General features: G+C 65.4%; 27 protein-coding genes and 1 other RNA gene. 20 read left to right on the top strand and 8 right to left on the bottom strand.

Annotation, left to right across the window (positions count from 1 at the left end):
• Positions 1-10 precede the first annotated feature (10 nt).
• From ACQR13_RS28945 to ACQR13_RS28980, 8 genes are all read left to right on the top strand, one after another.
• Positions 11-952, top strand: a complete 942-nt coding sequence (locus ACQR13_RS28945; RefSeq protein ID WP_316226141.1) for a LysR family transcriptional regulator — start codon at positions 11-13, stop codon at positions 950-952.
• A gap of 121 nt (positions 953-1,073) precedes the next feature.
• Positions 1,074-1,955 carry a shikimate dehydrogenase gene (locus ACQR13_RS28950; protein ID WP_434863481.1) on the top strand — a complete coding sequence of 294 codons (882 nt, stop codon included), beginning with the start codon at positions 1,074-1,076 and terminating at the stop codon, positions 1,953-1,955.
• A gap of 79 nt (positions 1,956-2,034) precedes the next feature.
• Entirely contained in the window at positions 2,035-3,174 is a 1,140-nt protein-coding gene (locus ACQR13_RS28955) for an ABC transporter substrate-binding protein (RefSeq protein WP_434863478.1), read from the top strand.
• Positions 3,175-3,245: 71 nt separating this feature from the next.
• Positions 3,246-4,121 carry a branched-chain amino acid ABC transporter permease gene (locus ACQR13_RS28960; protein WP_315755128.1) on the top strand — a complete coding sequence of 292 codons (876 nt, stop codon included), beginning with the start codon at positions 3,246-3,248 and terminating at the stop codon, positions 4,119-4,121.
• Positions 4,118-5,116, top strand: a complete 999-nt coding sequence (locus tag ACQR13_RS28965) for a branched-chain amino acid ABC transporter permease (protein ID WP_316192842.1) — start codon at positions 4,118-4,120, stop codon at positions 5,114-5,116. The genes ACQR13_RS28960 and ACQR13_RS28965 overlap by 4 nt, the downstream gene beginning before the upstream one ends.
• The gene (locus ACQR13_RS28970) at positions 5,113-5,856 is read left to right on the top strand and encodes an ABC transporter ATP-binding protein (protein ID WP_315725831.1); all 744 of its coding nucleotides are present in this window, start codon (positions 5,113-5,115) and stop codon (positions 5,854-5,856) included. Before ACQR13_RS28965 ends, ACQR13_RS28970 begins: the two co-directional genes overlap by 4 nt.
• A gap of 10 nt (positions 5,857-5,866) precedes the next feature.
• Positions 5,867-6,604, top strand: coding sequence for an ABC transporter ATP-binding protein (locus tag ACQR13_RS28975; RefSeq protein ID WP_434863479.1), 738 nt, complete (start codon positions 5,867-5,869; stop codon positions 6,602-6,604).
• Positions 6,601-8,472: a bifunctional sugar phosphate isomerase/epimerase/4-hydroxyphenylpyruvate dioxygenase family protein gene (locus tag ACQR13_RS28980; RefSeq protein ID WP_316201753.1), complete on the top strand. Its 1,872-nt coding sequence runs from the start codon at positions 6,601-6,603 to the stop codon at positions 8,470-8,472. Before ACQR13_RS28975 ends, ACQR13_RS28980 begins: the two co-directional genes overlap by 4 nt.
• Before the next feature lies 1 nt (position 8,473).
• Here ACQR13_RS28980 and ACQR13_RS28985 read toward each other — a convergent pair whose 3' ends face one another.
• Positions 8,474-9,397, bottom strand: coding sequence for a LysR family transcriptional regulator (locus ACQR13_RS28985; protein ID WP_316201754.1), 924 nt, complete (start codon positions 9,395-9,397; stop codon positions 8,474-8,476).
• A gap of 90 nt (positions 9,398-9,487) precedes the next feature.
• Here ACQR13_RS28985 and ACQR13_RS28990 point away from each other — a divergent pair, with 90 nt between their 5' ends.
• On the top strand, positions 9,488-10,276 hold the full coding sequence (locus ACQR13_RS28990; RefSeq protein WP_316201755.1) for an NAD(P)H-dependent oxidoreductase: 789 nt from the start codon (positions 9,488-9,490) through the stop codon (positions 10,274-10,276).
• A 16-nt stretch (positions 10,277-10,292) separates the two neighbouring features.
• Here ACQR13_RS28990 and feoB read toward each other — a convergent pair whose 3' ends face one another.
• The 7 genes from feoB to ssrA all read right to left on the bottom strand — a co-directional run bounded on the left by feoB (position 10,293) and on the right by ssrA (position 15,952).
• Entirely contained in the window at positions 10,293-12,170 is a 1,878-nt protein-coding gene (feoB, locus tag ACQR13_RS28995; protein ID WP_315713373.1) for a ferrous iron transporter B, read from the bottom strand.
• 20 nt (positions 12,171-12,190) lie between these two features.
• Positions 12,191-12,466: a FeoA family protein gene (locus tag ACQR13_RS29000; protein WP_315713372.1), complete on the bottom strand. Its 276-nt coding sequence runs from the start codon at positions 12,464-12,466 to the stop codon at positions 12,191-12,193.
• 107 nt (positions 12,467-12,573) lie between these two features.
• A complete protein-coding gene (locus tag ACQR13_RS29005; protein ID WP_315713371.1) occupies positions 12,574-12,861 on the bottom strand; it encodes a ribbon-helix-helix domain-containing protein in 288 nt (95 codons plus the stop codon).
• Positions 12,861-13,046, bottom strand: coding sequence for a DUF4169 family protein (locus ACQR13_RS29010; RefSeq protein WP_315713370.1), 186 nt, complete (start codon positions 13,044-13,046; stop codon positions 12,861-12,863). Before ACQR13_RS29010 ends, ACQR13_RS29005 begins: the two co-directional genes overlap by 1 nt.
• 238 nt (positions 13,047-13,284) lie before the next feature.
• Positions 13,285-14,709 carry a class II fumarate hydratase gene (gene fumC, locus ACQR13_RS29015; protein ID WP_315713369.1) on the bottom strand — a complete coding sequence of 475 codons (1,425 nt, stop codon included), beginning with the start codon at positions 14,707-14,709 and terminating at the stop codon, positions 13,285-13,287.
• 96 nt (positions 14,710-14,805) lie between these two features.
• Positions 14,806-15,336 (bottom strand): SspB family protein, encoded by a 531-nt coding sequence (locus tag ACQR13_RS29020; protein ID WP_315752475.1) that lies wholly within the window; start codon positions 15,334-15,336, stop codon positions 14,806-14,808.
• A 261-nt stretch (positions 15,337-15,597) separates the two neighbouring features.
• Positions 15,598-15,952, bottom strand: a transfer-messenger RNA (tmRNA) gene (ssrA, locus tag ACQR13_RS29025).
• 94 nt (positions 15,953-16,046) lie between these two features.
• Here ssrA and ACQR13_RS29030 point away from each other — a divergent pair.
• The 11 genes from ACQR13_RS29030 to ACQR13_RS29080 all read left to right on the top strand — a co-directional run bounded on the left by ACQR13_RS29030 (position 16,047) and on the right by ACQR13_RS29080 (position 26,011).
• Positions 16,047-16,643 (top strand): chromate transporter, encoded by a 597-nt coding sequence (locus ACQR13_RS29030; RefSeq protein WP_315713652.1) that lies wholly within the window; start codon positions 16,047-16,049, stop codon positions 16,641-16,643.
• Positions 16,640-17,173 (top strand): chromate transporter, encoded by a 534-nt coding sequence (locus ACQR13_RS29035; RefSeq protein WP_315713367.1) that lies wholly within the window; start codon positions 16,640-16,642, stop codon positions 17,171-17,173. The genes ACQR13_RS29030 and ACQR13_RS29035 overlap by 4 nt, the downstream gene beginning before the upstream one ends.
• A 97-nt stretch (positions 17,174-17,270) precedes the next feature.
• Positions 17,271-18,050, top strand: coding sequence for a tripartite tricarboxylate transporter TctB family protein (locus ACQR13_RS29040; protein ID WP_315713366.1), 780 nt, complete (start codon positions 17,271-17,273; stop codon positions 18,048-18,050).
• Between the two features lie 7 nt (positions 18,051-18,057).
• Entirely contained in the window at positions 18,058-19,572 is a 1,515-nt protein-coding gene (locus tag ACQR13_RS29045; protein ID WP_315752476.1) for a tripartite tricarboxylate transporter permease, read from the top strand.
• Positions 19,573-19,843: 271 nt separating this feature from the next.
• Positions 19,844-20,638, top strand: a complete 795-nt coding sequence (locus ACQR13_RS29050; RefSeq protein ID WP_315713364.1) for a thymidylate synthase — start codon at positions 19,844-19,846, stop codon at positions 20,636-20,638.
• A 3-nt stretch (positions 20,639-20,641) separates the two neighbouring features.
• Positions 20,642-21,127 (top strand): GNAT family N-acetyltransferase, encoded by a 486-nt coding sequence (locus ACQR13_RS29055; RefSeq protein ID WP_315713363.1) that lies wholly within the window; start codon positions 20,642-20,644, stop codon positions 21,125-21,127.
• The gene (locus tag ACQR13_RS29060; protein WP_315713362.1) at positions 21,124-21,636 is read left to right on the top strand and encodes a dihydrofolate reductase; all 513 of its coding nucleotides are present in this window, start codon (positions 21,124-21,126) and stop codon (positions 21,634-21,636) included. The genes ACQR13_RS29055 and ACQR13_RS29060 overlap by 4 nt, the downstream gene beginning before the upstream one ends.
• 250 nt (positions 21,637-21,886) lie before the next feature.
• Positions 21,887-23,014, top strand: a complete 1,128-nt coding sequence (gene hflK / locus ACQR13_RS29065; RefSeq protein ID WP_315713361.1) for an FtsH protease activity modulator HflK — start codon at positions 21,887-21,889, stop codon at positions 23,012-23,014.
• Positions 23,011-23,949: a protease modulator HflC gene (gene hflC / locus ACQR13_RS29070; RefSeq protein WP_315713360.1), complete on the top strand. Its 939-nt coding sequence runs from the start codon at positions 23,011-23,013 to the stop codon at positions 23,947-23,949. The genes hflK and hflC overlap by 4 nt, the downstream gene beginning before the upstream one ends.
• A 120-nt stretch (positions 23,950-24,069) precedes the next feature.
• A complete protein-coding gene (locus tag ACQR13_RS29075) occupies positions 24,070-24,276 on the top strand; it encodes a DUF2065 domain-containing protein (RefSeq protein WP_315713359.1) in 207 nt (68 codons plus the stop codon).
• A 232-nt stretch (positions 24,277-24,508) separates the two neighbouring features.
• Positions 24,509-26,011 carry a Do family serine endopeptidase gene (locus ACQR13_RS29080; RefSeq protein WP_315752480.1) on the top strand — a complete coding sequence of 501 codons (1,503 nt, stop codon included), beginning with the start codon at positions 24,509-24,511 and terminating at the stop codon, positions 26,009-26,011.
• The last annotated feature ends 506 nt before the right edge of the window (positions 26,012-26,517 follow it).

A 26,517-nucleotide genomic window follows, 5' to 3' on the forward strand; every position in this document is an offset into this window, starting at 1 on the left:
GACCGCGCCGATGATGACCTTGCGACAGGTCGAGGTCATTCGGGCGGTCATGGTGACGGGCACCATCAACGGCGCCGCGCGCCTGCTGAAGGTGTCGGCACCGGGCGTCAGCCGTCTGGTGAAATACACCGAGCGCTCGCTCGGCATCCGCTTCTTCCAGCGCCAGAACGGCCGCTACTTCCCGACGCCCGAGGCGCAGAACATCTTCGAGCAGATCAACAGCGTCTACGAGAAGGTCGACGATCTCAGCTACATCATCTCCAACATCGGCCGTGGCGCGCTGTCGGAACTGCGCGTCGGCTCGGTGCCCAGCATCTCCCAGGTGATGGTGCCGCGCGCGATCGAGCGCGTCCGCCGCCGCTATCCTGATTTGGGCATCGACATCAACATCCTCAAGATCGAGGAGGCGATCGACTATCTGATGCTGGGAAAGGGCGAGTGCGTGGCGATGAGCTACCGGCTCGATCATTCCGGGCTCGAATTCCTGCCGCTGGCCTCCGGCGAATTGTTCTGCATCGTCCCGCCCGGCCACGAGCTCGCCGGCCGCAAGCAGGTGTCTGCTGCCGAGATGACCCGCTATCCGTTGATCGGCATCGATCCCAACGACCCTTACGGCAGGATCATGGCGGAGATCTTCGCGCGCAACAAACTCAGCTACAACATCTCGATCAAAGCGCGCTTCGGCACCACCGTCTGTGCGCTGGTGAAGGCGGGGCTCGGCATCGCCGTGATCGACCAGTTCACGGTCGCGCATGGCGGCTATCCCGGCATCGAGCTGTTGAAGATCGCCGAGCCGACGCGGTTCGACACCTACATCGCGGTCAAGCGCGGTACGCCGCTGTCGCTCTACGCCGAACACTTCATCGACTGCTTGCGCGCGGAGATGCGCGCGCTGGAGCCCGGCCGACGTCAGGTGGCCAAACCGGCGAAATCCGGTGGCGGCAAAAAATAACATGATGTTAGGTTCAGCCGATATTTGAGTAATTGTGTTAGCGAGCGGACGCGCTATCGTCTGCAACGAAATCCGCGCGTGCGGCGCTCGCACGTCGCAGCAGCAAGAGACAAAAGCGAACGTGCCTGATCTTTCCGCGCTCAAAGCCCGAAAATTCCTGACCGGCTTGATCGGTGCCCCGATCGCGCATTCGGCCTCTCCCGCCATGCACGAGCACGCCGCGGCGGCGCTCGGCGTGCGCTGCCATTATCAGCTGATCGAGGTCGCCGGCGCGGATCGTGCCGGACTGGCGATGCTGCTGGAGGGCGTGCGCCAGCTCGGCTTTGCCGGTGTCAATGTGACCTACCCGTACAAGGAAGCTGTGGTCGAGCTGCTCGACGAGCTCGCGCCGAAGGCGGCGGCGATGGGCGCGGTCAATACCGTCGTCGTGCGCGATGGCCGGCTGATCGGCCACAATACCGATACCACCGGCTTCGAGCGGGCAGTGGCGCCGCTGGTCAGCCAGACAGGTCGCGGCACCGTGGCGCTGATTGGGGCCGGCGGGGTTGGTAAAGCGATTGCGTTCGCGCTTGCGAACCTCGACGTTGCAGGCTTGCACATCTACGACACCGAGCGCGCGCGTGCGGAGAAGCTGGCGAACCTGCTTCCGGGCGGCAAATCCATCACGGTGGCCGATAGCGTCGAAGAGGCGCTGCAGGGGGCGGTGGGCGTCGTCAACGGCACACCGATCGGGATGCTGCCGAACCGCGGTACGCCGGTGTCGGATCACTTGCTGCGTGCCGACCTCTGGGTCGCCGACGCGGTCTATTCTCCGCTCTGGACTCCGCTGCTGAAAGCCGCCAGGGCCAAGGGCGCTCAGGTCCTGCTCGGCCGCGAGCTCGCGATCTACCAGGCCGCGGACGCCTTCGAATTGTTCACCGGCCTTGTGCCTTCGACCGATGCGATGGGCGCGGCCTTCGACAACCACATGGCGGAGAGATATCCGGCGGTTGACGCCGCCTGAGCCGACGGCCAATACGCGCCGGAACAAGTCGTTCAAGCAAGAAGCGCAAACAAGCGTTTAAGACAGAGGAGGAAACAACGTGAGATCGATCATCCTGGCTGGCCTGTGCTCGGCCGTGCTGCTGTCCGGAGCCGCCTACGCGCAGTCCGGCGCCCCCATCAAGATCGCCGATGTCGCCGAGCTCTCGGGTGGCGGCGCGACCGTCGGCAACAACTGGAAGAACGGCATCGACCTCGCCGTCGAGGAGGTCAACGCCAAGGGCGGCATCCTCGGCCGCAAGATCGAGGTCAGCCATGCCGACTCGCAGTCGAACCCCGGCGTTGCGCGTGCGCAGGTGCAGAAGGCGCTCGATGGCGAGCCCTACGTGCTGCTCGGGCCCGGCTATTCCGGCTCGGTGAAGGTGACGGCGCCGCTGGCGGCCGAGGCCGGCATCACCCAAATCATGGGCGGCGAAGCGGCCGAGCTCACGCAGGCCGGCAACAAGTTCCTGTTCCGCACCTCGTTCGGCCAGCAATCGTCGATGCCGAAGGTCGCCAAGTACATCAACGACGAGATCAAGGCGAAGTCGGTGGCGGTGGTCTGGGTCAACAACGACTTCGGCCGCGGCGGACGCGACGTCATCACCAAGGAGTTCAACCGCCTCGGCATCAAGGTCGCGGCCGACCTGTCGACCGAAGCCGGCCAGGCCGACTTCGCCGCCGACGTCAGCAAGATCAAGGCGGCCGCGCCGGATGCCGTCTTCATCTATGTCAACGAGGAAGAGAGCGCGCGCATCCTCAAGGAGATCAAGCGCCAGGGCGTGACGGCGCCGCTGATCGGCGAGACCACGCTGGTCGGCCAGAAGGTCATCGAGCTCGCCGGTGATGCGGCCAACGGGGCTCGCGGCCATGTCGGCCTCACCACCGATGCGCCGGTCGAGGCCATCAAGGCGTTCCGCGACCGCTTCGTGAAGAAGTACAACTACGTGCCCGACCATAACGGCCTGAAGGGCTATCTCGCCATCTACATGGTCAAGGCGACGACCGAGAAGATGGGCAAGGTCGACTCCAAGGCGTTTGCCGATACGCTGCACGGCCTGACCATCAAGACATCGGCCGAGCCGAACATCCTGATGGACGTCACCTTCGATCAGAATGGCGACATCGATCGCCAGGGCTTCCTGGTCGAGGTGGTCGAAGGCAAGCAGGTCGTCAAGCAGGTGCTGCCGAAGCTCAACTGAGGACAACGGTCGACCGGCGGCGCCGGAGGGGATGCCAGTGCCGCCGTCACCCAAAGGCTTAGGGGGAAACGATGTCCAATCTGCTCGACCTGATCGTGGCGGGTCTCGCCACCGGCGCCATCTACGCGCTCGTTGCCGTCGGCTTCACCTTGCTGTGGCAGACCTCGCAGACCATCAACTTCGCCCAGGGCGAGTTCGTGATGCTGCCGGCCTTCCTGATGCTTGCGGTGATGCATCTCGGCGCGCCGTTCTGGCTCGCGGTTCTCGTCGGCATCCTGTTGTCGGCACTGCTGCTCGGTCTCGCCTTCAAGATGTTGCTGGTCGATCCGATGCTGCGGCATGGCGTGCTGCCGCTGGCGATCGCCACCATGGCGCTGGCGGTCGGGATCAAGGAGGCGGTGAAGCAGTTCTTCAGCGCCGAGGCCTCGCCTTTCCCTTCGATCGTGCCGGTCGGTGACGTCACCGTCCTGGGCCGGGCGATTTCGCTGCAGAGCCTCGGCGTGCTCGCCGTCGCGATCCTCGCGGTCGTCGGCTTGACCACGCTGTTGAACCGCACCTCGCTCGGCCATCAGATGCAGGCGGCCGCGCAGAATCCCACGGTGGCGCGCATCATCGGCGTGCCCGTCGAGCGCATGATCCTGCTGACCTTCCTGATCAATGCCGTGTTGGTCGCGCTGGCCTCGCTGCTGATCACGCCGATCTATCTCGCGAAGTTCTCCAGCGGCGAGGTGCTCGGGCAGGCGGCGTTCATCGCCGCGATCGTTGGCGGCTTCAACCAGGTGCGCGGTGCCATCGCCGGCGGTCTCCTGATCGGCGTCGTTGACAACCTCGCCGCGGCCTACGTCTCCACCCAGTATCGCGCCGCCGTTCCGATGGTGCTGCTGATCCTTGTCATCCTGTTCCGGCCGCAGGGCCTGCTCGGACGCGCCGAGGAGCGTACGGTATGAGCAAGCACAGCAGACTGCTTCTCGTCGCGCTGGCCGTCGTGGTCATTGCGGGTCTGATCATCATCCCGATGAACTTCAACCGCTACGGCCTGTACATCCTGAGCCAGTGGGCGGTGATGACCATCGCAGCGATGGGATTGAACCTTACGCTTGGCTACGCCGGGCAGGTGTCGCTGGCGCAGGGCGCCTTCGTCGGCATTGGCGCCTATGGGGCGGCGATCCTGACCACGCATGGCTGGCCGCTGATTGCCGCGCTCGGCCTCGTCATCTTGATCTGCTTCATCGTCGGCTGGCTCCTCGGCTATCCGGCGCTGCGCGTTCAGCATCACTATCTCGCCTTCGTCACGCTCGCGTTTTCGACGCTGGCGTTCCTGGTGTTCCGCAACGAGAGCTGGCTCACCAACGGCATCTACGGCATCAGCAACATTCCACGTCCCGACATCTTCGGCTTCCCGACCCGCAAGCCGCTGCCGTTCTACTATCTCTGTCTCGGCTCCCTCGGCCTCGTGACGCTCGCGATGTGGTGGCTGATCCGCTCGCCCTGGGGCCGCGCCTTCATGGCGCTGCGCGAAAATCCGATCCGGGCGCAATCGCTCGGCATCGACACGCGCCGCTATACGCTGATGGCGTTCGCGATCGGCTCGGTGCTCGGCGGCATCTCCGGCGTGCTCTATGCGCCGCTGACGCAATATGTCGATCCCGTACCGTTCAACCTGCAGCTCTCGCTCGATCTCCTGATGATGGTGATCGTCGGCGGCGCCGGCTTCATGCTCGGGCCGTTCCTTGGCGCCATGATAGCGGTGCTGCTGCCGGAGTGGCTGCGCTTCGCGGAAGGCTATTATCTGATGCTCTATGCGGCCGCCGTGATCGTGCTGCTGATCTATTCGCCGAGCGGCATTCTCGGCATCCTCGACCGCTATCTCAGCTCACGGCGAACCCAGGCGGCGTCCGCGCTGCGTGCGGCGGCTCAATCCAAGCTGGAGGCCGCGCGATGACCGCAGTTCTCGACGTACGCGACGTCAAGAAGAGCTTCGGCGGCATCACCGCCGTCAACGGCGTCAGCTTTGACGTGCAGGAGGGCGAGATCCTCGGCCTGATCGGCCCCAATGGCTGCGGCAAGTCGACGCTGTTCAACTGCATTCTCGGCCAGCTGGTGCCGAGCGCGGGCGAGGTCAGGGTCGACGGCAAGCTCGTCACAGGGCAGCGGCCGTCGGAGCTGAATCGTCTCGGCGTGAGCCGCACCTTCCAGCTGCTGCAGGTATTCCCGAAGCTGTCGGTGCGCGACAATCTCATTCTTGCCGGCCAGGAGCATCGCGGCAGCATGCTGTCGCGTCTGTTCGGTCCGTCCGATGCGGGCCTGACCACGACCGCCGATCAGATGATCGGCTTCTTCAAGCTGGAGCATCTCGCCAACGAGCCGGCCGGCGGCCTGTCCTACGGCCAGCAGAAGCTGCTCGATGCCGCCATGGCCTTCATGGGCGGTCCGCGGCTGGTGCTGCTCGACGAGCCTGCAGGCGGCGTCAACCCGACCATGCTGGGCGACCTCAAGGAGCGGCTGATCGCGATCAACCGCGAACGCCGCGCCACCTTCGTGGTGATCGAGCACAACATGGAGTTCGTGATGTCGCTGTGCTCGCGCGTCATGGTGATGGCGGAGGGCAAGGTGCTGGCGATCGGCAAGCCCGACGAGATCAGGGCCAACCCGGCCGTGATCGAAGCCTATCTCGGACATTGAGGAGACGGCGATGAGCGATCCCATTCTCGACGTCCAGAACCTCGTCGGCGGCTACGGCAAGATGACGATCCTCAACGGCACGACCTTCTCGGTGCCGGCGGGCTCGATCACCACCGTCATCGGTCCGAACGGCGCCGGCAAGTCGACCGTGTTCAAGGCGATCTTCGGCCTGCTCAAGCTGCGCGAAGGCAAGGTGGTCTTCAAGGGCCGCGACGTCACCGGCTTGAGCCAGCGCGCGCTGCTCGGCGCCGGCATCTGCTACATCCCGCAGGGCCGCAACATCTTCGGCGAGCTGTCGGTCCGTCACAATATCGAGCTCGGCGGCGTGGCCGCACCGCGCGAGTTCGATCTGGCCGCCCGTGTCGAGGCGGCGCTCGACGTCTTTCCCGTGCTGCGCAAGAAGGCGGACCGGCAGGCCTCGACCCTGTCAGGCGGCGAGCAGAAGCAGCTCGAGATCGCGCGCGGGCTTCTGCTCGAGCCGCAGCTCGTGCTGATCGACGAGCCCTCCATCGGCCTGTCGCCCTTGATGGTGCAACAGACCTTCGACATGCTAAAACAATTGCGCGACCGCGGCGTCTCGGTGCTCCTGATCGAGCAGAACGCGCGCTCGGCGCTGGAGATTTCCGATTACGGCATCGTGCTCGAGCTCGGCCGCACCCGGATCATCGACAAGGCCGACCGCGTGCTGGCCGATCCGCGCGTCGGCCAGCTGTTCTTGGGCGGCGCGATGGAGGAGACCGCGGCATGAACCTGCGCTCGATCGCAACGGTCTCCATCTCAGGCGCGCTCGACGAGAAGCTCAAGGCGATCGCCGCCGCCGGCTTCGATACGGTCGAGATCTTCGAGAACGATCTCGTCGCGTTCGGGATGCGGCCGCGCGAGATCGGGCAGATGTGCCGCGACCTTGGGTTGTCGATCTGCGCCTATCAGCCGTTCCGCGATTTCGAGGGCATGCCGGAGCCGCAGCGCGCGCGCAACTTCATCCGCGCGGAGCGCAAGTTCGACCTGATGCAGGAGCTCGGCACCGATCTGCTGCTGATCTGCAGCAGCGTGTCGCCGGCCTCGCTTGGCGGCATCGACCGGGCCGCCGCCGATTTCCACGAGCTCGGCGAGCGCGCGGCCAAGCGCGGCCTGCGCGTCGGCTACGAGGCGCTGGCCTGGGGCCGCCACGTCCATGACTATCGTGACGCCTGGGAGATCGTGCGCCGCGCCGATCACAAGGCGATCGGCGTCATCCTCGACAGCTTTCATGCGCTGGCGCCGGCGCTGCCGACCAACGCGATCCGCGCGATTCCGGCCGACAAGATTTTCCTGGTGCAGCTTGCCGATGCGCCGAAGCTCGAACTGGATGTGCTGTCCTGGAGCCGGCATTTTCGCAGTTTTCCGGGGCAGGGCGATCTGCCGGTAGGCGCGTTCATGGAGGCGGTCGCCGCGACCGGCTATTTCGGGCCGCTGTCGCTGGAGATCTTCAACGATCAGTTCCGCGCCGGCTCGGCGCCGCGCACCGCGCTCGATGGCATGCGCTCGCTGCTGCTGTTGCAGGACGACCTCGCTGGAAAGACGCCGGCGTCATCGGCCGCGCGCTTCGAGCCTCGGGTCAAGAGCCACGGCATCGGCTTCGTCGAATTCGCGGTCAGCGAGGACAAAGCGGAGTCTCTGGCGAGACTGTTCGGACAGCTTGGCTTCCGCAAGACGGGGCGTCATCGCAGCAAGGCGGTGCAGCGCTGGTCCCAGGGCGCAATCGAGTTGGTGATCAACTGCGAGCCGGCCAGTTTTGCGCATTCACACTACGTCACGCATGGGGCTGGTGTCTGCGCGTTGGCGCTGGACGTCGACAGTGCCGCTCGTGCCATGGCGCGGGCGCAGTCCTTGAAGACGCGCACCTTCACCCAGCCGGTCGGGCCGGGCGAGCTGGAGATCCCGGCGATCCATGGTGTCGGCGGCAGCCTGCTGTACTTCCTGGATACCCACGGGCGGCACTGGGACGTCGATTTCGAAGCCGTCGCCAGCGACAAGAGCACCGACCGTCTCGTCGCGGTCGATCACATCGCCCAGTCGATGCCGCATGAGGAGATGCTGTCCTGGCTGCTGTTCTATGCCGGGCTGATCGACTTCTCCCGCCTGCCGCAGATGGAGATCGCCGATCCCAGAGGCCTCGTGCAGAGCCAGGCGATCGTCAACGGCGATCGCAGCCTGCGCTTCATCCTCAACGGCTCCACGGCGACGCGCACCTTGTCGTCGCGCTTCATCTCCGAGTTCTTCGGCTCCGGCGTCCAGCACATCGCGTTCTCCTGCGACGACATCTTCGCGGCCGTGGCCGAGATGCGCGCCCGTGGTGCCGGCTTCCTCGACATTCCCGACAACTATTACGACGATCTCGAAGCCAAGTATGATCTTGCGCCCGAGACGATCGCAGCGCTCCGTGCCAACGAGATCCTGTACGACCGCGACGGCGACGCCGAGTTCTTCCAAGTCTACACCCATATCTTCGAGGAGCGCTTCTTCTTCGAGATCGTGCAGCGGCGCAACTATCAGGGCTTCGGTGCGGCCAATGCCGCGATCCGGCTGGCCGCGCAGGCCCGCGAGGTACGGCCGGACGCGATGCCGCGGCTTTAGCTCAGGGCTCGGGCCGGATGCCGGGCAGGCCGACGATCTCCTCAACGAGATAGTCGATCAGCAGCCGCACGCGCGCGATGCCGGCGCGCTCCGGGACGATCAGCATGTTGAGGGGAGTCGATGGCAGACGGTGGTCGGGCAGGATGACCGTCAGCCTGCCAGCCGCGATGAGGTCGTCGACCAGCCACGCATGGCTCCCGCCGATTCCGCGCCCGGACAGCACGGCCTCTCGAACCGCGAGTCCGTGATTGGTGCGGAAGCAGCCTCTGAACGGCACCTCATGGCGTTCTCCGTCGGGTCCCATGACGACGAGCGACTCGCTGCCCGCGACGTTGGTCATGCGGATGCCGTCATGCCCGATCAGCTCCTGCGGCGTGCGCGGCGTGCCGCGTTTCGCCAGATAGTCCGGCGAGGCGACAAGAAGCCGGTGCGAGTAGCCGAGCGACCGCAGCTTCAGAGAACTGTCGGTGAGCGGAGCGAGACGCAGTGCGATGTCGACACCCTCCCGCACGAGGTCGATGCGCTCGTCGGTCAAATTGAGATCGATCGCGATGTCCGGATAGCGATCCTGGAACGCGAAGACCAGCCGCGTGATGTGCAGGATCCCGAAGGCCGCCGTACAGGAGATCCGGATCGTGCCGGCGGCGGCGCCACGCGCACCGCGTGCCTCGTCGCCGGCCTGGTCGATCAGGCGGAGGATCTGGACGCAGTTCGCGTAATAGCGGCTGCCTTCGTCGGTCAGGGTGACGCGCCGGGTGGTGCGGCTGAGCAGCGGCACGCCGATCGCATCCTCCAATTCCTGAAGGTGACGCGAGATGGTGGATTGGCCCAGCCCGAGCTCGCGCGCCACGGCCGACAGGCTGCCGCGCTCGGCAACCCGGACGAAGCTGCGCATGTTGATGAGGCTGATGCCTGACTTATCCATAAATCAGCATAATGTTATCGATATATGCCATATAGTGGATAGGTGGGCGCGCGTCTATGTTCCGGCTGTTCCAGCAAAGGGATCAAGGCCATGAATGTGCTGCTCGTCTCCGCCCACCCAGAACCCCGCTCGCTCAACGGCGCCCTACGCGACGTCGCGGCCGCCGAGCTCGAATCTCAAGGCCATCAGGTCAGGGTCTCGGATCTCTATGCGATCGGCTGGAAGGCGGCTGCGGATCGCGCCGACTTTCCGCAACTGCCGCCGGATGCGCGCCTCAACGTTGCCACCGCGTCGGGCGAGGCCTTCAAGACGCACACGCTCACTGACGACGTTAGGGCCGAGCAAGAGAAGCTCTTGTGGGCCGACGCGGTCATCCTGCAGTTCCCGCTGTGGTGGTTCACGATGCCCGCGATTCTCAAGGGCTGGGTCGACCGGGTGTATTCCTACGGCTTCACCTATGGCGTCGGCGAGCACAGCGACAAGCGCTGGGGCAACCGCTATGGCGAGGGTGTGTTTGCCGGCAAGCGCGCGATGCTGGTCGTGACCACCGGCGGCTGGGAGGAGCACTATTCGGCGCGCGGCATCAACGGGCCGATCGACGATCTGCTGTTTCCGATCAACCATGGCATCCTGTTCTATCCCGGCTTCGACGTGCTGCCGGCCTTCGTGGCGCACAAGGTGAGCCGGATCGACGAGGCCGGATTTGTTGAGATCGCTGACCGACTGCGCGCGCGGATGCGGACGCTGTTCACGGATCAGCCGATTCCGTACCGGCGGCAGAACCACGGCGACTATCTGATCCCGTCGATGCAGCTTCGTCCTGAGCTCGGCGCGCCGGACGCGCGCGGCTTCGCGCTGCATGTCGACGCCGCGCGCTGACGCGAAAGGCGCGGGCTCAGCCCGCGCCCATCGCGACCGCGATGTGGTAGGTCGCGAACGCCGCCGCATAGGCCAGCGCGAACATGTAGAAGAAGGTGACAGCCATCCAGCGCCAGCTGCCGGTTTCTCGGCGGATGACGGCGAGCGTCGAGGCGCATTGCGGGGCGAAGATGTACCAGGCGAGCAGCGCCAGCGCCGTGGCGAGGCTCCATTTGCTGGCCAGCACCTGTCCGATCTGCTCGGCGGCCTCCTTGCCGCCTTCGATCGCATAGACGGTGCCGAGCGCGGCGACTGCGACTTCGCGGGCGGCCATGCCGGGTACCAGCGCCACCGCGATCTGCCAGTTGAAGCCGACCGGCGAGAGCAGGGGGGCGATCGCCTGGCCGATCATCGCCGCGAGGCTGTAATTGATCGCGGGCTCGGTCGCGCCCTCCGGCGGCTGCGGGAACGACGCCAGGAACCAGATCAGCACCATCATCGCGAAGATCGTGGTGCCGGCGCGCTGCAAGAACATCTTGGCGCGGGTGTAGACGCCGATCGCGATGCTGCGCAACCGCGGCATCTTGTAGTCCGGCAGCTCCAGCATGAACGGCGCCGGCTGGTAGTCGCGCATCAGGAAGAACTTGACCAGGAACGACACCAGCAGCGCGCTGATGATCCCGGCGGCGTAGAGCCCGAACATCACCAGGCCCTGCAGGTTGACCAGGCCCCAGATCTTGGTCGGCGGGATGAAGGCCGAAATGATCAGCGTATAGACCGGGATCCGCGCCGAGCAGGTCATCAGCGGCGCGATCAGGATCGTGGTGAGCCGGTCGCGCCGGTTGTCGATCACGCGCGTCGCCATGATGCCGGGAATGGCGCAGGCAAAGCTCGAGAGCAGCGGGATGAAGGCGCGGCCATGCAGCCCGGCGCCGCCCATGATGCGGTCCATCAGGAACGCCGCGCGCGCCATGTAGCCGAAATCTTCCAGGAGCAGGATGAACAGGAAGATGATGATGATCTGCGGCAGGAAGACGATGACGCTGCCGACGCCGGAGATCACCCCGTTCTGCAGGAAGCTCTGCAGCAGGCCTTCGGGAAGCTCGTCGTGAACGAGCTGGCCGAGCGCATCAAAAGCCGCCGATAGCACCTGCATCAGCGGCTGGGCCCAGGCGAACACCCCCTGAAACATCACGAACAGGATCGCCAGCAGGATCAGCAGGCCGCCGACCGGATGCAGCGCGATGGCATCGATCCGGGCGGTCCAGGTATCGGGCCGCTCGGGCAGGCTGACCGTCTCCGCGATGATACGGTCGGCCTCGCGCTGGGTGGCGCGCAGCTCCGGGACCGTGAGGGGACGCCAGGTGTTGGCGCGCTCTCCGGTGGCCGCGGCCGCCTGGGCCAGGAGCTCGTCGGTCAGCCGCAGCAGGTCGTCGGTGCCGCCCTTGCGCACGGCGATCGACGTCACGACCGGCACGCCCAGCGCCTGCGACAGCGCGGAGACGTCGACCGTTACGCCGCGCCGCTTGGCGATGTCGAACATGTTGAGCACGAGCGCCAGCGGCCGGCCGGTGCTCTTGAGCTCGAGCAGCAGCCGGATCGTCAACCTGAGGTTGGTGGAGTCGGCAACGCACAACACCAGGTCGGGCAGGACCTCGCCGGTGGCACGTCCCAGCACGAAATCCCTGGTGATTTCCTCGTCAGGGCTGCGACCGCGCAAGGAATAGGTGCCGGGCAGGTCGACCAGCGAGACCTGGCGGCCCTGCGGGGTGACGAAGGCGCCCTCTTTGCGCTCGACCGTGACCCCGGGATAGTTCGCGACCTTCTGGCGGCTTCCCGTCAGCGCGTTGAACAGCGAGGTCTTGCCGCTGTTGGGCGTACCCACCAGGGCCAGATGCAGCAGAGGGCTTTCCATGACGACGCTTTCCGCGCGGCCTATGCCACGATGACGGCCATGGCCTCGCGCCGGCGGACCGCGACGGTGATGTTGTCGACACGCACGGCGATCGGATCGCGCCCGACGATCCCCTCATGCAGGATTTCGACCCGGGCGCCCTCGACGAAGCCCAGTTCGATCAGCCGGCTCTCCAATTCGACGTCCGGCAGGGACGAGCTCGCGCCGCCCGCAGCCAGATGCTGGATTGTTCCGGTATAGCCTCGCCGGGCGAGACCGAGCGGCTGAGGCGGCCTTGTATCGCAAATTTCGCTCATAGCCTGTATTTTCAATCGCGTGCCAAGAGGTCAAGCGCGGCATGTTAAATGCCGCGGCATCTTAGAGCGATTTTAAACAGGCCGGGCGGATCGCCGTCTGATCTGCCTCAAGGAGCCGCGGCGGCTGCCGTGTGCCGGGTGTCCACCGCCGCCTTCGGCTCGAGGCCTGAAGACGCTGCGGCGCGGCTCTTGAAGTGGTCGAGCACGAACAGCCGGATCGCCGAGGACAGGTTGCCCTGCTGGCGATTGTTGTCGATCTCTCCGACCAGCTCGGACAGGGTCATGTTACGGAGACCCGAAATCTCCTTCATGCCGTTCCAGAAGGCCTCTTCGAGGCTGACGCTGGTCTTGTGGCCTGCGACCACGATTGAACGTTTTACGACGGGCGACTTCATCACGCGTCCTCGCCATTGATACGATGTTGATCGAGTAATTCGTTCGCGCGCTTGTCGCGTTGGGCGTCAGTTGCGCGTTCGGACTTCGTCCTGCCGAAGCGAGCGCGGTTGCTTTCGGCGACCTTCGCTTCCTGATCGCGCTCCACGCGCTTTCTGAAACGCTTCAAGTTGATGACATCACCCATGCTTGCTCCAATCATCTAAGCCATCGAACGTCGCGACGAGAGCATGCGCATTGCGCGGATGAGCCCAGGCGTTCTCCAGACAATCATGTCATCGCTCCCTGATAGTTCGATGGCCATTCGCGTCGTTGCGAGCGGGATTTGTTTACTCAACAAACGCAGCAGAACTTGTAGTCGAGAGTATCCTTTAGGGGTTAACAGCGAGAATTGCATCACCCCCCGTAGTACTACGGGGCTACCGCTACGCTCGCCCCGGCCTTGTCATCCTCTCGGGTTGAACGAGGCGGTCGAATTCGTCCTCGGAGACGAGACCGAGCCGCAAGGCCTCTTGTTTCAGCGTGGTGCCGCGCTGATGCGCTGATTTCGCGACCTTGGCAGCGTTGTCGTAGCCGATCTTCGGCGCAAGCGCTGTCACCAGCATCAGCGAGCGCTCCATCAGCTCGCGAATGCGAGCAGCGTCGGCCTGAATACCGGTTACGCAATGTTCGCTGAATGAACGTGCTGAATCACCTAGTAATTGTATGGACTGCATCATGCAATGTGAAAGCAATGGTTTGTAGACGTTCAGTTCGAAATGACCCTGACTGCCGCCCATGGTGATCGCCGTGTGATTGCCGAACACCTGGCAACACACCATCGTGAGCGCTTCGCACTGCGTCGGGTTCACCTTGCCCGGCATGATCGAGGAGCCCGGCTCGTTCTCCGGCAGGATCAATTCTCCCAATCCGGAGCGCGGGCCTGAGCCGAGGAAGCGGATGTCGTTAGCGATCTTGAACAGGCCGGCGGCCGCCGCATTCAGCGCACCATGGGTGTACACATAGGCGTCGTTGGACGCGAGCGCCTCGAATTTGTTGGCCGCGCTGGTGAAGGGCAGGCCGGTGATGTCGGCAACATGCTTGGCGAACAGCTTTGCGAACTTCGGATCCGCGTTCAGGCCGGTGCCCACGGCGGTGCCGCCCTGCGCCAGCGGCAGGAGATCCCGCGCCGCAATCTCGATTCTTGCGATCGCGCTCTCGACCTGCGCGGCGTAGCCGGAGAACTCCTGCCCCAGCGTGAGCGGCGTGGCGTCCTGGGTGTGGGTGCGGCCGATCTTGACGATGTCCGCGAACGCCTCCTGCTTGGCGCGCAATGCCGCCAGCAGCTCCGACAGCGCCGGCACCAGATGGCCTGAGATCGCGCGCGCTGCGGCGATGTGCATCGCGGTCGGGAACGAGTCGTTGGACGACTGGCTCATGTTGACGTGGTCGTTCGGATGAACGGGCTTCTTGGTGCCGCGCTCGCCCCCCAGCAGCTCGCTGGCGCGATTGGCGATCACCTCGTTGAGGTTCATGTTGCTCTGGGTGCCCGAGCCGGTCTGCCAGACGACCAGCGGAAAGTGGTCGTCGAGCTTGCCGTCGATGACCTCCTGCGCCGCTTGGACGATGGCGTCCGCCATGCGCGGCTCGAGCTGGCCGAGCTCGCGGTTGGTCTGGGCCGCGGCCATCTTCACCAGCGCAAGCGCGTGCACGATGCCGATCGGCATGCGGTCGTGGCCGATGCGGAAATTCTGACGGCTGCGCTCGGTCTGCGCGCCCCAATAGCGATCGGCGGCGACCTCGATCGGGCCGAAGCTGTCGGTCTCCGTGCGCGTCGCTCCGTGCGATGATGGATTTGCTGAATGTGCCATGAAGCATGCCCATGATTGGTGGTGAACCGGCGTCGACCGGTTCAAGCATGCTTCAATCTCGTGGTCCAACCGGCGTTCCGCGCGCGGCGAATGCGCCTACTTCTTGCGGAAACGGTCCAGGCGCACGACCTCGGCGCCTTCTCCCGGCGAGGCTGGCGGGAGCGGCTTGTCGTCGCTGGTCTCGGCCGGTGTCGCAGGCTGCGGACCGGCGATGGCCGATGGCGCCGGTGCGGCCGGCAGCTTCGGAGCTGGCGGCGTCTCGGCAATCGCCTCCGACGGCTCGAACTGCAGTCCGAATTGCACCGACGGATCGAAGAAGCTCTTGATCGCGTGGAACGGCACCACGAGGCGCTCAGGGATGCCGCCGAACGAAAGGCCGACCTCGAACCGATCCTCCGAAACCACCAGATCCCAGAACTGGTGTTGCAGGATGATCGTCATCTCCTCCGGATATTGCGCGAGCAGCCGCGGCGACAGCTTCACGCCCTCGGCCTTGGACACGAAGGTGATGAAGAAATGATGCTCGCCCGGGAGACCATGGGCAGCAGCGTCGGTCAGCACCCGGCGCAGCACCCCGCGCAACGCGTCGCGCGCCAGCACATCGTATCGAATATGATCCGTCGCCATGATCGGTCCTGTATCGTGAGGGCTGCGCCCGACGTGTCGAGCGGCCGCGCCCGGCAGGCAGCAGCATTCCCGACTCGCGTCAGTCACATCGTACCCGGCATCGGTGCCGAGGTCAGCAGCCATGCCGGTCGATCGCCAGATATGGGAACGGGTAGAAGCTGGCGGAAGTCCGGTCAACGGAGGAATGAACGGATGACGCGCCAAAAAACTGGGGACAGCACGGCCCGCGACGGGGAGACCGGCCAAAGCGGGGCAAATGAAAGTGGAGGCTTCTGTTGCCAGGTGCCTCCGAACCCCGCCTAACGGAGCTTAACCCGTTAGGACTTTAAGGTGGTCTTTCAAACTGCGTTACGCAGCCTGAGCAACCGGAGCAAAGTTGTCGTTGGCAACTATTGCAGTAGCCCGATAACGGCGGAACAATACCGGGAAAAAGCTCGCCCTTTACGCCCTCGTCGATCCTATTTCGCCCCCGCCAAAACCCATCCGTCGGTGGGCTTTGGTGGAGGCGCCGGGTACCGCCCCCGGGTCCGAATGGTTTATTTCGACGGCGATTTATTTCCATAGCCGGCAAGCCGGCACCCCCTATATAGGCCGCCGGCCGGCGGATGCACAGGGCCGAAACGCCGCGGCGCGCGACAAAAATGTGGGCGGCTGCTGGGAACCTCTGGTTCGACCTTGGCAGCCTGGTTTTCGTCCTCCTACAGTGCGGCATGCCTCCCGAAGCTGCGCAGGTTGCCTCTCCCGCTGCCGACATCGCCAGACACCCGCCCAGCCTCCGCACGCTCTTCTTCGCATTCGCGAAAATGTCGCTGTCGGGCTTCGGCGGCGTGCTGGTGTTCGCGCGGCGTGCGATCGTCGATGAGCATCACTGGATGACGGCGGAGGAGTTCAACGCGACCTTCGCGCTCTGTCATTTCCTGCCCGGACCGAACATCGTGAATTTCTCCGTGGTGTTCGGCGCGCGATTGCGCGGTGTCGCGGGTGGAATCGCTGCCTTTGCAGGCCTGCTCGGACCACCGATGCTGCTGATCACCTCTCTCGGTGCCATCTACGGTCATTTTGGACAAGCCGACACGTGGCGACGGGCGCTTGCAGGCGTGTCCTGCGTGGCCGTGGGTCTGCTGGCGTCGGTGGTGTTTCGCATGATCTCGCCGCTCCTGAAGAAGAGCGACGTGGCGGGCGTTGCCGTCGTGGCTGGCGTGTTCGTGGCGATCGGGCTGGCGCGCCTGCCGCTTCAGGAGGTTCTGCTGGTGGCCGTGCCGCTCAGCCTAGCCGTCACCTATGCCAAGACGCGGTCGGCACGATGAGCGGGGACGACAATCCGTTGTTCCAGCTGTTCTGGACCTTTGCGTTGATCTCGCTGTTTGCGGTTGGCGGCGCAGTGGCGGCGATTCCCGAACTGCAACGTGTTGCAGTCGAGGCCCGGCACTGGATGACGGACAAACAGTTCGCCGATCTGTTCGCACTCTCGCAATTGTCGCCCGGGCCCAACGTTCTGATCGTCACCCTGATCGGCTATTCGGTCGCAGGCGTGGCAGGTGCGGCGGTCGCGACGATCGCGATGTGCGGTCCCACCGCCGTGCTCTCCTATTTTGTCAGCCGCTGGCTCTCGAATGCGCGGGATGCGCGCTGGCCCGCCATGCTGCAGGCGACGCTGGTGCCGTTGTCGATCGGCTTGATGGCGGCGAGCGCATGGATTCTCGGTCAGGCTTCCGACCAGACGTGGCGGGCGTTCGCGCTGACGGTCCTTGCCGCAGTCGTTGCATCTATGACGCGACTCAATCCGCTCTGGCTGCTCGCCGCGGGCGGCTGTCTTGGTTTTGCTGGCCTTCTCTAGGGAAAGTCGCTAGGCAAAATAGAAGCGCGACCGGTTTGCTCCGGGCCGCCGAACGAAAACAGTGCCGGCCATCAAGGCCGATCGGGGAGGGCGAGGCATGGCCGAGACCACGGGCCAATTGTCGGGCGAAACGGCGGGCATGTCGGCCGCCCGCAGCGTGACCGGCGCATCGATCATTCTGGTCCTTGCCTTCGCGCCACAGATCATCGAACTGCTGATCGCCTTGGCCGGTCTTGTAGGTCCACTCTCCGGACGCGGTCCGCTGCAGGTCATTGGAGCCCATGCGTCGGCCTTGTCAATGGCGATCCCGAGCCTGGCGCAGCAATATGCCGCAAGCGGCAAGACCTCGCTGTCTTCCGATGTTCTGCTGGCGCTCATCTACACCTATCCGCTGATCGCGGTCGCGGTGTTCACATTCATGGTACGTCCACGCGCGCCGCAGGACTATTTCGGCGGCGTCGTGCTGATGGCGATCGCGCTGTTCGCGTTGTGGGCCTCCAGCGACCTGCAGGGCATGCGCGGCTTCTCGTTCGGTGCCGGAACTGCGCCGCGGATGTTCGGTCTGCTGCTGCTAGGGCTCGGAGCTGCCGTGGCCGTGATCGGCGTCGTGAGTGAAGGCGCGCAGCTTGCGACCTATCACTGGCGCGGACCGCTGTTCGTCTCGCTCGCGATCCTGACCTTCGCCGTCTCCATTCGCCCGCTCGGACTATTGGTCACGGGGCTTGCAAGCTTCCTGATCGCGGCGATCGGCAGCCCCGAGACGCGCTGGCGCGAGGCCCTGATCGTCGGCATCTGCCTGACCGGCGGCTGCGCGCTGCTGTTCCCCTACGTGCTGGGGTTGCCGATGCCGCTGTTGCCGCGTTTCCTTTTGCAGTGAGGGCGTGATGGATCTGTTTGCAAATCTCGCCCACGGTTTCGCCGTCGCGTTGTCGCCAATCAATCTGCTGATGTGCCTGATCGGCGCGCTGGTCGGCACGCTGGTCGGCGTTCTCCCGGGCATCGGGACCATCGCCACCGTCGCGATGTTGCTGCCGATCACCTTCGGCCTGCCGCCGGTCGGCGCGCTGATCATGCTGGCCGGCATCTACTACGGCGCCCAGTATGGCGGCTCGACGACGTCCATCCTGGTCAACATTCCCGGCGAGGCGACGTCGGTGGTGACCGCGCTCGACGGCTTCCAGATGGCGAAGCAGGGCCGTGCCGGTCCGGCGCTGGCGATTGCCGCGATCGGCTCATTCTTCGCCGGCTGCGTTGCCACCGTGCTGATTGCGATCCTCGGCGCGCCGTTGACCAAGCTCGCGCTGGCGTTCGGCCCGGCCGAGTATTTCTCGCTGATGGTGCTGGGCCTGATCTTCGCAGTCGTGCTGGCGAAGGGCTCGGTGCTGAAGGCGATCGCAATGATCGTGCTCGGCCTGCTGCTGTCGATGGTCGGCTCGGACATCGAGACCGGCGTCTCGCGCATGGCCTTCAATATTCCCGAGCTCGCCGACGGCCTGGGCTTTGCCACCGTCGCGATGGGCGTGTTCGGCTTTGCCGAGATCATTCGCAATCTCGATGCCGGCGCGGAGATGGACCGCGACCTCGTGCAGAAGAAGATCACCGGCCTGATGCCAACCAGGAAGGATCTGAAGGACTCCGCGCCGGCGATCCTGCGCGGCACGGTGCTTGGTTCGATCCTAGGCATCCTGCCGGGCGGAGGTGCGGTGATCGCCTCGTTCGCGGCCTATACGCTGGAGAAGAAGATCGCGCGAGATCCGTCGCGGTTCGGTCGCGGTGCGATCGAGGGCGTCGCGGCGCCGGAGAGCGCCAATAATGCGGCGGCGCAGACCTCCTTCATTCCGCTGCTGACGCTCGGCATTCCGCCGAATGCGGTCATGGCGCTGATGGTCGGCGCGATGACCATCCACGGCATCGTGCCGGGCCCGCAGGTGATGCAGAAGCAGCCCGATCTGGTCTGGGGCATGATCGCCTCGATGTGGATCGGTAATCTCATGCTGATCATCATCAACCTGCCGCTGGTCGGCATCTGGGTGCGGCTGTTGCGCGTGCCATACCGGCTGATGTTCCCGTCGATCGTGATCTTCTGCGCGATCGGCATCTATTCGGTCAACAACGCGCCGGTCGACGTCGTCCTGGCGGGCGCGTTCGGCCTCGTCGGCTACTGGCTGATCAAGCATGATTTCGAGCCGGCGCCGCTGTTGCTCGGCATGGTGCTGGGCCCGTTGATGGAGGAGAACCTGCGCCGGGCGCTGCTGATCTCGCGCGGCGACTGGTCGGTGTTCCTGACGCGGCCGCTGTCGGCCGTGCTGCTCGCGATCGCGGCGGGGCTGTTGGTGCTGGCGGTGCTGCCGACGTTGCGCCGCAAGCGCGACGAGGTCTTCGTGGAGAGCGAAGGCTGACCTGCGTCGGCGGACCGGACGCCGGAGGCGCTCGGGACGCTGGTGAAGGGCGAGATCGTCAAATGGTCCGCGGTCCTCAAGCCGGCGAGCAGGGTACGGAACGGCCATGGATCGGGAGGGGGGGCGGAGCGTGCGGTTCCGCCCTTGTCGTTTGCAGCGGTGGCCGACATTTTTCGGGGTATAATTGGCGGCCCGGCCGAGTCGAGGCTAGGGCCGGGCGATCCCTGCCGTTAAATTCGCCGCCTTCTGCGAAAGGCCGCCAGCGCGCACCATGCACCAGTATCACGACCTGCTCGAACGCATCCTGTCCGACGGCGCCGAGAAGCACGACCGCACCGGCACCGGCACGCTGTCGGTGTTCGGCCACCAGATGCGCTTCAACCTTGCGGCCGGCTTTCCGCTGGTGACCACCAAGCGGCTGCCGCTCAAGGCGATCGTGCACGAGCTGCTGTGGTTCCTGAAGGGCGACACCAACATCAAATATCTGCACGACAACGGCGTCACCATCTGGGACGAGTGGGCCGACGCCAATGGCGATCTCGGCCCCGTCTACGGCTATCAGTGGCGCTCGTGGCCGACGCCGGACGGCGGTCATATCGACCAGATCACGAACGTGATCGACATGATCAGGCGCAATCCGGATTCGCGCCGGCTGATCGTGACGGCCTGGAACCCGGCCGACGTCGAGAAGATGGCGCTGCCGCCGTGCCACTGCCTGTTCCAGTTCTATGTCGTGAACGGCAGATTGTCGTGCCAGCTCTACCAGCGCTCGGCCGACGTCTTCCTCGGCGTGCCCTTCAACATCGCATCCTATGCGCTGCTGACGATGATGGCGGCGCAGGTGACGGGATTGAAGCCCGGCGAATTCGTGCACTCCTTCGGCGACGTGCATCTCTATTCCAACCATATCGAGCAGGCGCGCCTGCAGCTCACGCGCGCTCCCCGTCCGCTGCCGACCATGACGCTCAATCCGGACGTCAAGGACATCTTCGGCTTCCGCTACGAGGACTTCGCGCTCGCCGGCTACGATCCGCATCCGCATATCAAGGCCGAGGTCGCGGTCTGACGCATGCCGGTTTCGATCCGTAGCGCCCGGCCTGACGACATCGGAAGCGTATTCGCGCTGATCCGGGAGCTCGCCGACTACGAGAAGCTATCGCACGAGGTCGGCGCGAGCGAGGCCGGCATCGCCGGCGCGCTGTTCTGTGAGCACCCGACGCTGTTCTGCGATCTCGCCGAATGGAACGGCGCGGTGGCGGGCTTCGCGGTCTGGTTCGTCAACTTCTCCACGTTTGCCGGCAGGCCAGGGATCTATATCGAAGACCTGTTCGTGCGGCCGGCGTTTCGCCGCAATGGCATCGGCCAGGCCTTGCTCGGTCACCTCGCGCGGACCTGCGTCGAAAAGGGCTGGGCGCGGCTGCAATGGTCGGTGCTCGACTGGAATGCTCCTTCCATCACTTTCTACAAATCGCTCGGCGCCGAGCTCATGGACGAGTGGACGCTATGCAAGGTGACCGGCGAGGCTCTGGCTCAACTGGCGGAGAGGGCGCCGTGATCGAGATCGTGCTGATCGTCGCGGTCGCCGACAACGGCATCATCGGCGCCGCCGGTGCGATCCCGTGGCGGCAGAAGAGCGACATGCAGCGCTTCAAGGCGATGACCATGGGCCGCCCGATCGTGATGGGCCGCAAGACCTTCGTCTCGTTTCCGCGCCGGCCGCTGCCGGGCCGCACCAACATCGTCGTCACCCGCGATGCCGAGTTTCGTGCGCCGGGCGCGATCGTGACCCATACCGTCGATGAAGCGCTCGGCATCGCGCGTGGTGATGCGCTGCGGCGTTCAGCCGCGGAGATCGCGGTCATCGGAGGCACCGAGCTCTTTGCTGCGACGATGCCGATCGCCGACCGGCTGGAGATCACCGAGGTGCATGCGAGCCCGCCTGGCGATACCGTGTTTCCGGCGATCGACCCGGCCCAATGGGAAGAGGTGGCGCGGGAGCGCCATGCCTCGGGGCCCGACGATCAGGCCGAATTCTCCTACGTCACCTATCGCCGGCGGCGGTGAGCGTTTCGCCGGTCGGATCGACGCGACGGCCCCCTCAAGACCATCCGTTAATGATGAAGTCGCGCAGTTTGGCCGCGTGGCGGAGCTGAGGCCGCGGCAAACGGGCGCTTCCGGCCCTGTTTACATTGACAAAACCCGGTTCGGGCTTAGCTGGAGCGCTACGTTGTAAGGGGCGGGGCCGTCCCTTATAACCCGGCGACCGTCGGGGCCGGCGTTGGTGTACACTCAGCCTCTCGGAGGAGATCGATCGATGGCGTGGAAGAATCAGGGCGGAGGCCCGTGGGGTCAGGGTCCGAAGGGGCCCTGGGGCTCGGGACCGCAACCGGTCGGTCCAAGGCCGCCCGACCTGGAAGATCTTCTGCGGCGCGGCCAGGACCGGCTGCAGCAGTTCGTGCCGGGCGGCGGTTTCGGCACCGCGGGCGTGCTCCTGATCGTGCTCGGCGCCATCATCATCTGGCTCGCCTCCGGCATCTACCGCGTGCAGTCCGAGGAGCTCGGCGTCGTGCTGCGCTTCGGCAAATATGTCCGTGATGAGCAGCCGGGCCTGCGCTATCACCTGCCTTACCCGATCGAGACCGTGCTGCTGCCCAAGGCGCTGCGCGTCAACTCGATCTCGATCGGCATCACCGCCAATGACGATCCCGGCCGGCGCGGCCGCGGCGGTCGCGATGTCCCCGAGGAAAGCCTGATGCTGACCGGCGACGAGAACATCGTCGACGTCGACGTCACCGTGCTCTGGCGCATCAAGCCGAAGGGCGCGGCCGACTTCCTGTTCAACATCCAGAACCCCGAGGGCACCGTGAAGGCGGTGGCCGAGAGCGCGATGCGCGAGGTGATCGGCCGCTCCAACATCCAGCCGATCCTCACCGGTGCCCGCACCGTGATCGAGCAGAACGTGCAGGAACTGATGCAGAAGACGCTCGACAATTACGGCTCCGGCATCCAGATCACCCAGGTGCAGATGCAGAAGGTCGATCCGCCGGCCCAGGTGATCGAGGCATTCCGCGACGTCCAGGCGGCGCGTGCCGACCTCGAGCGTCTCCAGAACGAAGCCCAGACCTACGCCAACAAGGTGGTGCCGGATGCGCGCGGTCGTGCCGCGCAGATCCTGCAGGTCGCCGAGGGCTACAAGGAGCAGGCGATCGCCGAGGCCAAGGGCCAGAGCGCGCGCTTCCTCAAGGTCTATGACGAGTACAAGAAGGCGCCCGACGTGACCCGCGAACGGATCTATCTCGAGACCATGGAGCGCGTGCTCGGTGGCTCGGAGAAGCTCGTGCTCGACAGCGGCGCCACCGGCGGACCCGTGCCGCTGCTGCCGCTCGGCGATCTCTTGCCGCGCCGTCCGGCGCCGGCCGCTCAGCAGGGAGGCGTCCGATGAGGTCCCCCGTTGCAGGCATCGTCGCGCTCGTCGCCGTGCTCGTGCTCGTCGTCATCGGCTACAGCTCGCTGTTCACCGTGAACCAGACCGAGCAGGCGCTGGTGGTGCGGTTCGGCAAGCCGGTCGACGTCGTCACGGAGCCCGGTCTGAACTTCAAGGCACCGTTCATCGACAACGTGATCTCGATCGACAAGCGCATCCTCGACCTCGAGAACCCCTCGCAGGAGGTGATCGCGTTCGACCAGAAGCGACTCGTGGTCGACGCCTTCGCGCGCTACAAGATCAAGAACGCGCTGCAGTTCTACCAGAGCGTCGGTTCGATCCAGACCGCCAACGTCCAGCTCGGCACGCTGCTGAACGCCGCGCTGCGCCGCGTGCTCGGCGAGGTCACCTTCACGCAAGTCGTGCGCGACGAGCGCGAGGCGCTGATGCGCAAGATCCGCGATCAGCTCGACAAGGAGGCCGACGCCTATGGCATCCAGGTGGTGGACGTCCGAATCCGTCGCGCCGACCTGCCGGAGGCCAACAGCCAGGCGGTTTACAACCGGATGAAGACCGAGCGGCAGCGCGAGGCCGAGGAGTTCCGGGCGCTCGGCGGCCAGAAGGCCCAGGAGATCAGGTCCAAGGCCGATCGCGAGGCCACCGTGATCGTCGCCGAGGCCAACTCGCAGGCGGAGCAGACCCGCGGCGCCGGCGATGCCGAACGCAACCGGCTGTTCGCCGAGGCCTACAGCAAGGACCGCGACTTCTTCGCCTTCTACCGCTCGATGGCGGCGTATGAGAACGGCCTGAAATCCGGCGACACTCGCTTCCTGCTGCGGCCCGATTCGGAGTTCTTCCGCTACTTCGCCAACCCCTCGGGGAAGCCGGCGGGGGAGACGCCTTCCACCGCCAACTCGACGGCGGCCGTCGCGGTGCCGGCGCCCAAGCCCTGATGGCGCCTGCCTCGATGCCGGAGCCGTTGATCGGGGCGAATAAGAGTTGACATGGAGGGGGCGAAGCCGTTGCTTCGCCCCGTTACATATCAAGAAGATCGAACGGGAGGTCCGGGTCCGATGAGGTCCATTGCGTTTTCCGATTTCCTCATCGGATTAGGTATCCTGTTCGTGCTCGAAGGCCTGTTGTTCGCGGCCAGTCCGGAGTGGATGCGGCGGGCCATGAAGACCGCGATGACCACGCCCGACAACGTGCTGCGCGCAGTCGGCATCGGCTCGGCGGTGGCCGGCCTGGTCCTGATCTGGGTGATCCGGCGGCCGATCTGAGCGGTGGATTGTCGTGCGTTTGCGTGCCCCGTCGCACAGGAACGAGGCGCGACCGCTGCAATGACGGTCTGCTGCCCGGCCAACGCCATTGTGAGGCGATGGCTGCGCCATTTTGCCGTATTAGGTCGCCCTCAATGATGAATCTGCGGTCCGATCCGGCGTGCTTGCGTCCCCCGCCGGTTCCGGCGCACTGTAACAGTTGAATTTGCCGACTTTTCTGGAGATCCGCCCGATGACCGCAACCCTTGCTTTCAGCCGTCGACTGCGCCCGATCCTGACCGCGGCGGTCCTTGCCGCGGGCTGGGCGCTCGCGCCGGCCCCGGCCTCGGCGCGGGGGCCGGAGGGGATCGCCGATGTCGCCGAAAAGGTGATCGACGCCGTCGTCAACATCTCGACCTCGCAAACTGTCGAGCCCAAGGGCGGCTCGTCCGAGGGGCGGAACGCCAATCCGCAGGTGCCGCCCGGCTCGCCGTTCGAGGAGTTCTTCGACGATTTCTTCAAGAACCGCCGCGGCGGTCCGGGCGGCCGGGGCGGTGCCGACAACTCGCCGCGCCGCACCAACTCGCTGGGCTCGGGCTTCATCGTCGACGACTCGGGCGTTGTCGTCACCAACAACCACGTCATTGCCGATGCCGATGAGATCAACGTGATCCTCAACGACGGCACCAAGATCAAGGCCGAGCTGGTCGGCGTCGACAAGAAGACCGACCTTGCGGTGCTCAAGTTCAAGCCGCCGCGGCCGCTGACGGTGGTCAAGTTCGGCGACTCCGACAAGCTGCGGCTGGGCGACTGGGTGGTCGCGATCGGCAACCCGTTCAGTCTCGGCGGCACCGTCACCGCCGGCATCGTCTCGGCCAAGAACCGCGACATCTCGTCGGGGCCCTATGACAGCTACATCCAGACCGACGCCGCCATCAACCGCGGTAATTCCGGCGGCCCGCTGTTCAACCTCGAGGGCGAGGTCATCGGCGTCAACACGCTGATCATCTCGCCGTCGGGCGGCTCGATCGGCATCGGCTTCGCGGTGCCCTCGAAGACCGTGGCCGGCGTCGTCGACCAGTTGCGCCAGTTCGGCGAGCTGCGCCGCGGCTGGCTCGGCGTGCGCATCCAGGGCGTCACCGACGAGATCGCGGAGAGCCTCAACATCAAGCCGGCGCGCGGCGCGCTGGTCGCCGGCGTCGACGACAAGGGACCGGCCAAGCCGGCCGGCATCGAGCCGGGCGACGTCGTCGTCAAGTTCGACGGCCATGACATCAAGGAGCCGAAGGACCTGTCGCGCATCGTCGCCGACACCGCTGTCGGCAAGGAGGTCGACGTCATCGTCATCCGCAAGGGCCAGGAGCAGACGCTCAAGGTCAAGCTCGGCCGGCTCGAGGACACCGAGAAGGTGCAGCAGGCGGCGATCAAGAAGGACGAGCCGGCCGAGAAGCCGGTGACCCAGAAGGCGCTCGGGCTCGATCTCGCCGCGTTGTCGAAGGACCTGCGCGCCCGCTACAAGATCAAGGACAGCGTCAAGGGCGTCGTCGTCACCGGTGTTGACCAGGCCTCCGACGCCGCCGAGAAGCGGCTGTCGGCCGGCGACGTCATCGTCGAGGTCGCCCAGGAGGCGGTGACCTCGGGCGCCGATATCAAGAAGCGCGTCGACCAGCTCAAGAAGGACGGCAAGAAGTCGGTGCTGCTGCTCGTCTCCAACGCCGACGGCGAGCTGCGCTTCGTGGCGTTGAGCCTGCAGTAGGGCACGATGCAGTAGGGTGGGCAAAGGCGCGCCGCGATGTGCGCCTGCTAAGGCGCTCTGTCCCGCGCCGTGCCCACCATCCGGCTCCGAGCTCGCGGCACGGCGGTGGGCACGCTGCGCCTGCGGGCGCTGCTTTGCCCACCCTGCGGCAGCTCCACACTCCGCTGTCGTCCCGGCCTCGAGCCGGGACCATAGCCCCCAGGAAGCAGTTTGGGGCGGGCTAATCATTGGCTGTTTGCTCATCACGACGGCCGCGGCGTACGGATCCCGGATCGGCGCCCCGACGCGCTGGCGCGCGCCGTGGCTTGTCCGGGACGACGACGGTTCGCAAGGCGAATTCACGGCTCAAACAGCGATCGACAGAGCTTTGCAGTCTCGCGGCGCATCGCGCCCGAGGCCTGCGATCAGTTCGTCCCTCTCGAAATGCAGAGGGCGCAGGGAATGCCGGGTGAAGGCCCCACCCATGGCCCGCCTGCGAAAAAAATGCAGGCGGCAGGTACCACAGG

Origin of the sequence: Bradyrhizobium sp. HKCCYLRH3059 (assembly GCF_051168035.1) — a bacterium.
Taxonomy (GTDB): Bacteria; Pseudomonadota; Alphaproteobacteria; order Rhizobiales; family Xanthobacteraceae; genus Bradyrhizobium.

Bases quoted from the DNA above. Each gene is read 5' to 3' on its own strand.
- ACQR13_RS29005 (WP_315713371.1), bottom strand. From the start codon at position 12,861: ATGAAGTCGCCCGTCGTAAAACGTTCAATCGTGGTCGCAGGCCACAAG.
- ACQR13_RS28945 (WP_316226141.1), top strand. From the start codon at position 11: ATGATGACCTTGCGACAGGTCGAGGTCATTCGGGCGGTCATGGTGACG.
- ACQR13_RS28985 (WP_316201754.1), bottom strand. From the start codon at position 9,397: ATGGATAAGTCAGGCATCAGCCTCATCAACATGCGCAGCTTCGTCCGG.
- ACQR13_RS29010 (WP_315713370.1), bottom strand. From the start codon at position 13,046: ATGGGTGATGTCATCAACTTGAAGCGTTTCAGAAAGCGCGTGGAGCGC.
- ACQR13_RS29000 (WP_315713372.1), bottom strand. From the start codon at position 12,466: ATGAGCGAAATTTGCGATACAAGGCCGCCTCAGCCGCTCGGTCTCGCC.
- ACQR13_RS29075 (WP_315713359.1), top strand. From the start codon at position 24,070: ATGAGGTCCATTGCGTTTTCCGATTTCCTCATCGGATTAGGTATCCTG.
- ACQR13_RS29055 (WP_315713363.1), top strand. From the start codon at position 20,642: ATGCCGGTTTCGATCCGTAGCGCCCGGCCTGACGACATCGGAAGCGTA.
- fumC (WP_315713369.1), bottom strand. From the start codon at position 14,709: ATGGCACATTCAGCAAATCCATCATCGCACGGAGCGACGCGCACGGAG.
- ACQR13_RS28980 (WP_316201753.1), top strand. From the start codon at position 6,601: ATGAACCTGCGCTCGATCGCAACGGTCTCCATCTCAGGCGCGCTCGAC.
- ACQR13_RS29050 (WP_315713364.1), top strand. From the start codon at position 19,844: ATGCACCAGTATCACGACCTGCTCGAACGCATCCTGTCCGACGGCGCC.
- ACQR13_RS28960 (WP_315755128.1), top strand. From the start codon at position 3,246: ATGTCCAATCTGCTCGACCTGATCGTGGCGGGTCTCGCCACCGGCGCC.
- ACQR13_RS29045 (WP_315752476.1), top strand. From the start codon at position 18,058: ATGGATCTGTTTGCAAATCTCGCCCACGGTTTCGCCGTCGCGTTGTCG.
- hflC (WP_315713360.1), top strand. From the start codon at position 23,011: ATGAGGTCCCCCGTTGCAGGCATCGTCGCGCTCGTCGCCGTGCTCGTG.
- feoB (WP_315713373.1), bottom strand. From the start codon at position 12,170: ATGGAAAGCCCTCTGCTGCATCTGGCCCTGGTGGGTACGCCCAACAGC.
- ACQR13_RS29030 (WP_315713652.1), top strand. From the start codon at position 16,047: ATGCCTCCCGAAGCTGCGCAGGTTGCCTCTCCCGCTGCCGACATCGCC.
- ACQR13_RS29020 (WP_315752475.1), bottom strand. From the start codon at position 15,336: ATGGCGACGGATCATATTCGATACGATGTGCTGGCGCGCGACGCGTTG.
- ACQR13_RS29040 (WP_315713366.1), top strand. From the start codon at position 17,271: ATGGCCGAGACCACGGGCCAATTGTCGGGCGAAACGGCGGGCATGTCG.
- ACQR13_RS28990 (WP_316201755.1), top strand. From the start codon at position 9,488: ATGAATGTGCTGCTCGTCTCCGCCCACCCAGAACCCCGCTCGCTCAAC.
- ACQR13_RS29035 (WP_315713367.1), top strand. From the start codon at position 16,640: ATGAGCGGGGACGACAATCCGTTGTTCCAGCTGTTCTGGACCTTTGCG.
- ACQR13_RS28970 (WP_315725831.1), top strand. From the start codon at position 5,113: ATGACCGCAGTTCTCGACGTACGCGACGTCAAGAAGAGCTTCGGCGGC.
- ACQR13_RS28965 (WP_316192842.1), top strand. From the start codon at position 4,118: ATGAGCAAGCACAGCAGACTGCTTCTCGTCGCGCTGGCCGTCGTGGTC.
- hflK (WP_315713361.1), top strand. From the start codon at position 21,887: ATGGCGTGGAAGAATCAGGGCGGAGGCCCGTGGGGTCAGGGTCCGAAG.
- ACQR13_RS28975 (WP_434863479.1), top strand. From the start codon at position 5,867: ATGAGCGATCCCATTCTCGACGTCCAGAACCTCGTCGGCGGCTACGGC.
- ACQR13_RS29080 (WP_315752480.1), top strand. From the start codon at position 24,509: ATGACCGCAACCCTTGCTTTCAGCCGTCGACTGCGCCCGATCCTGACC.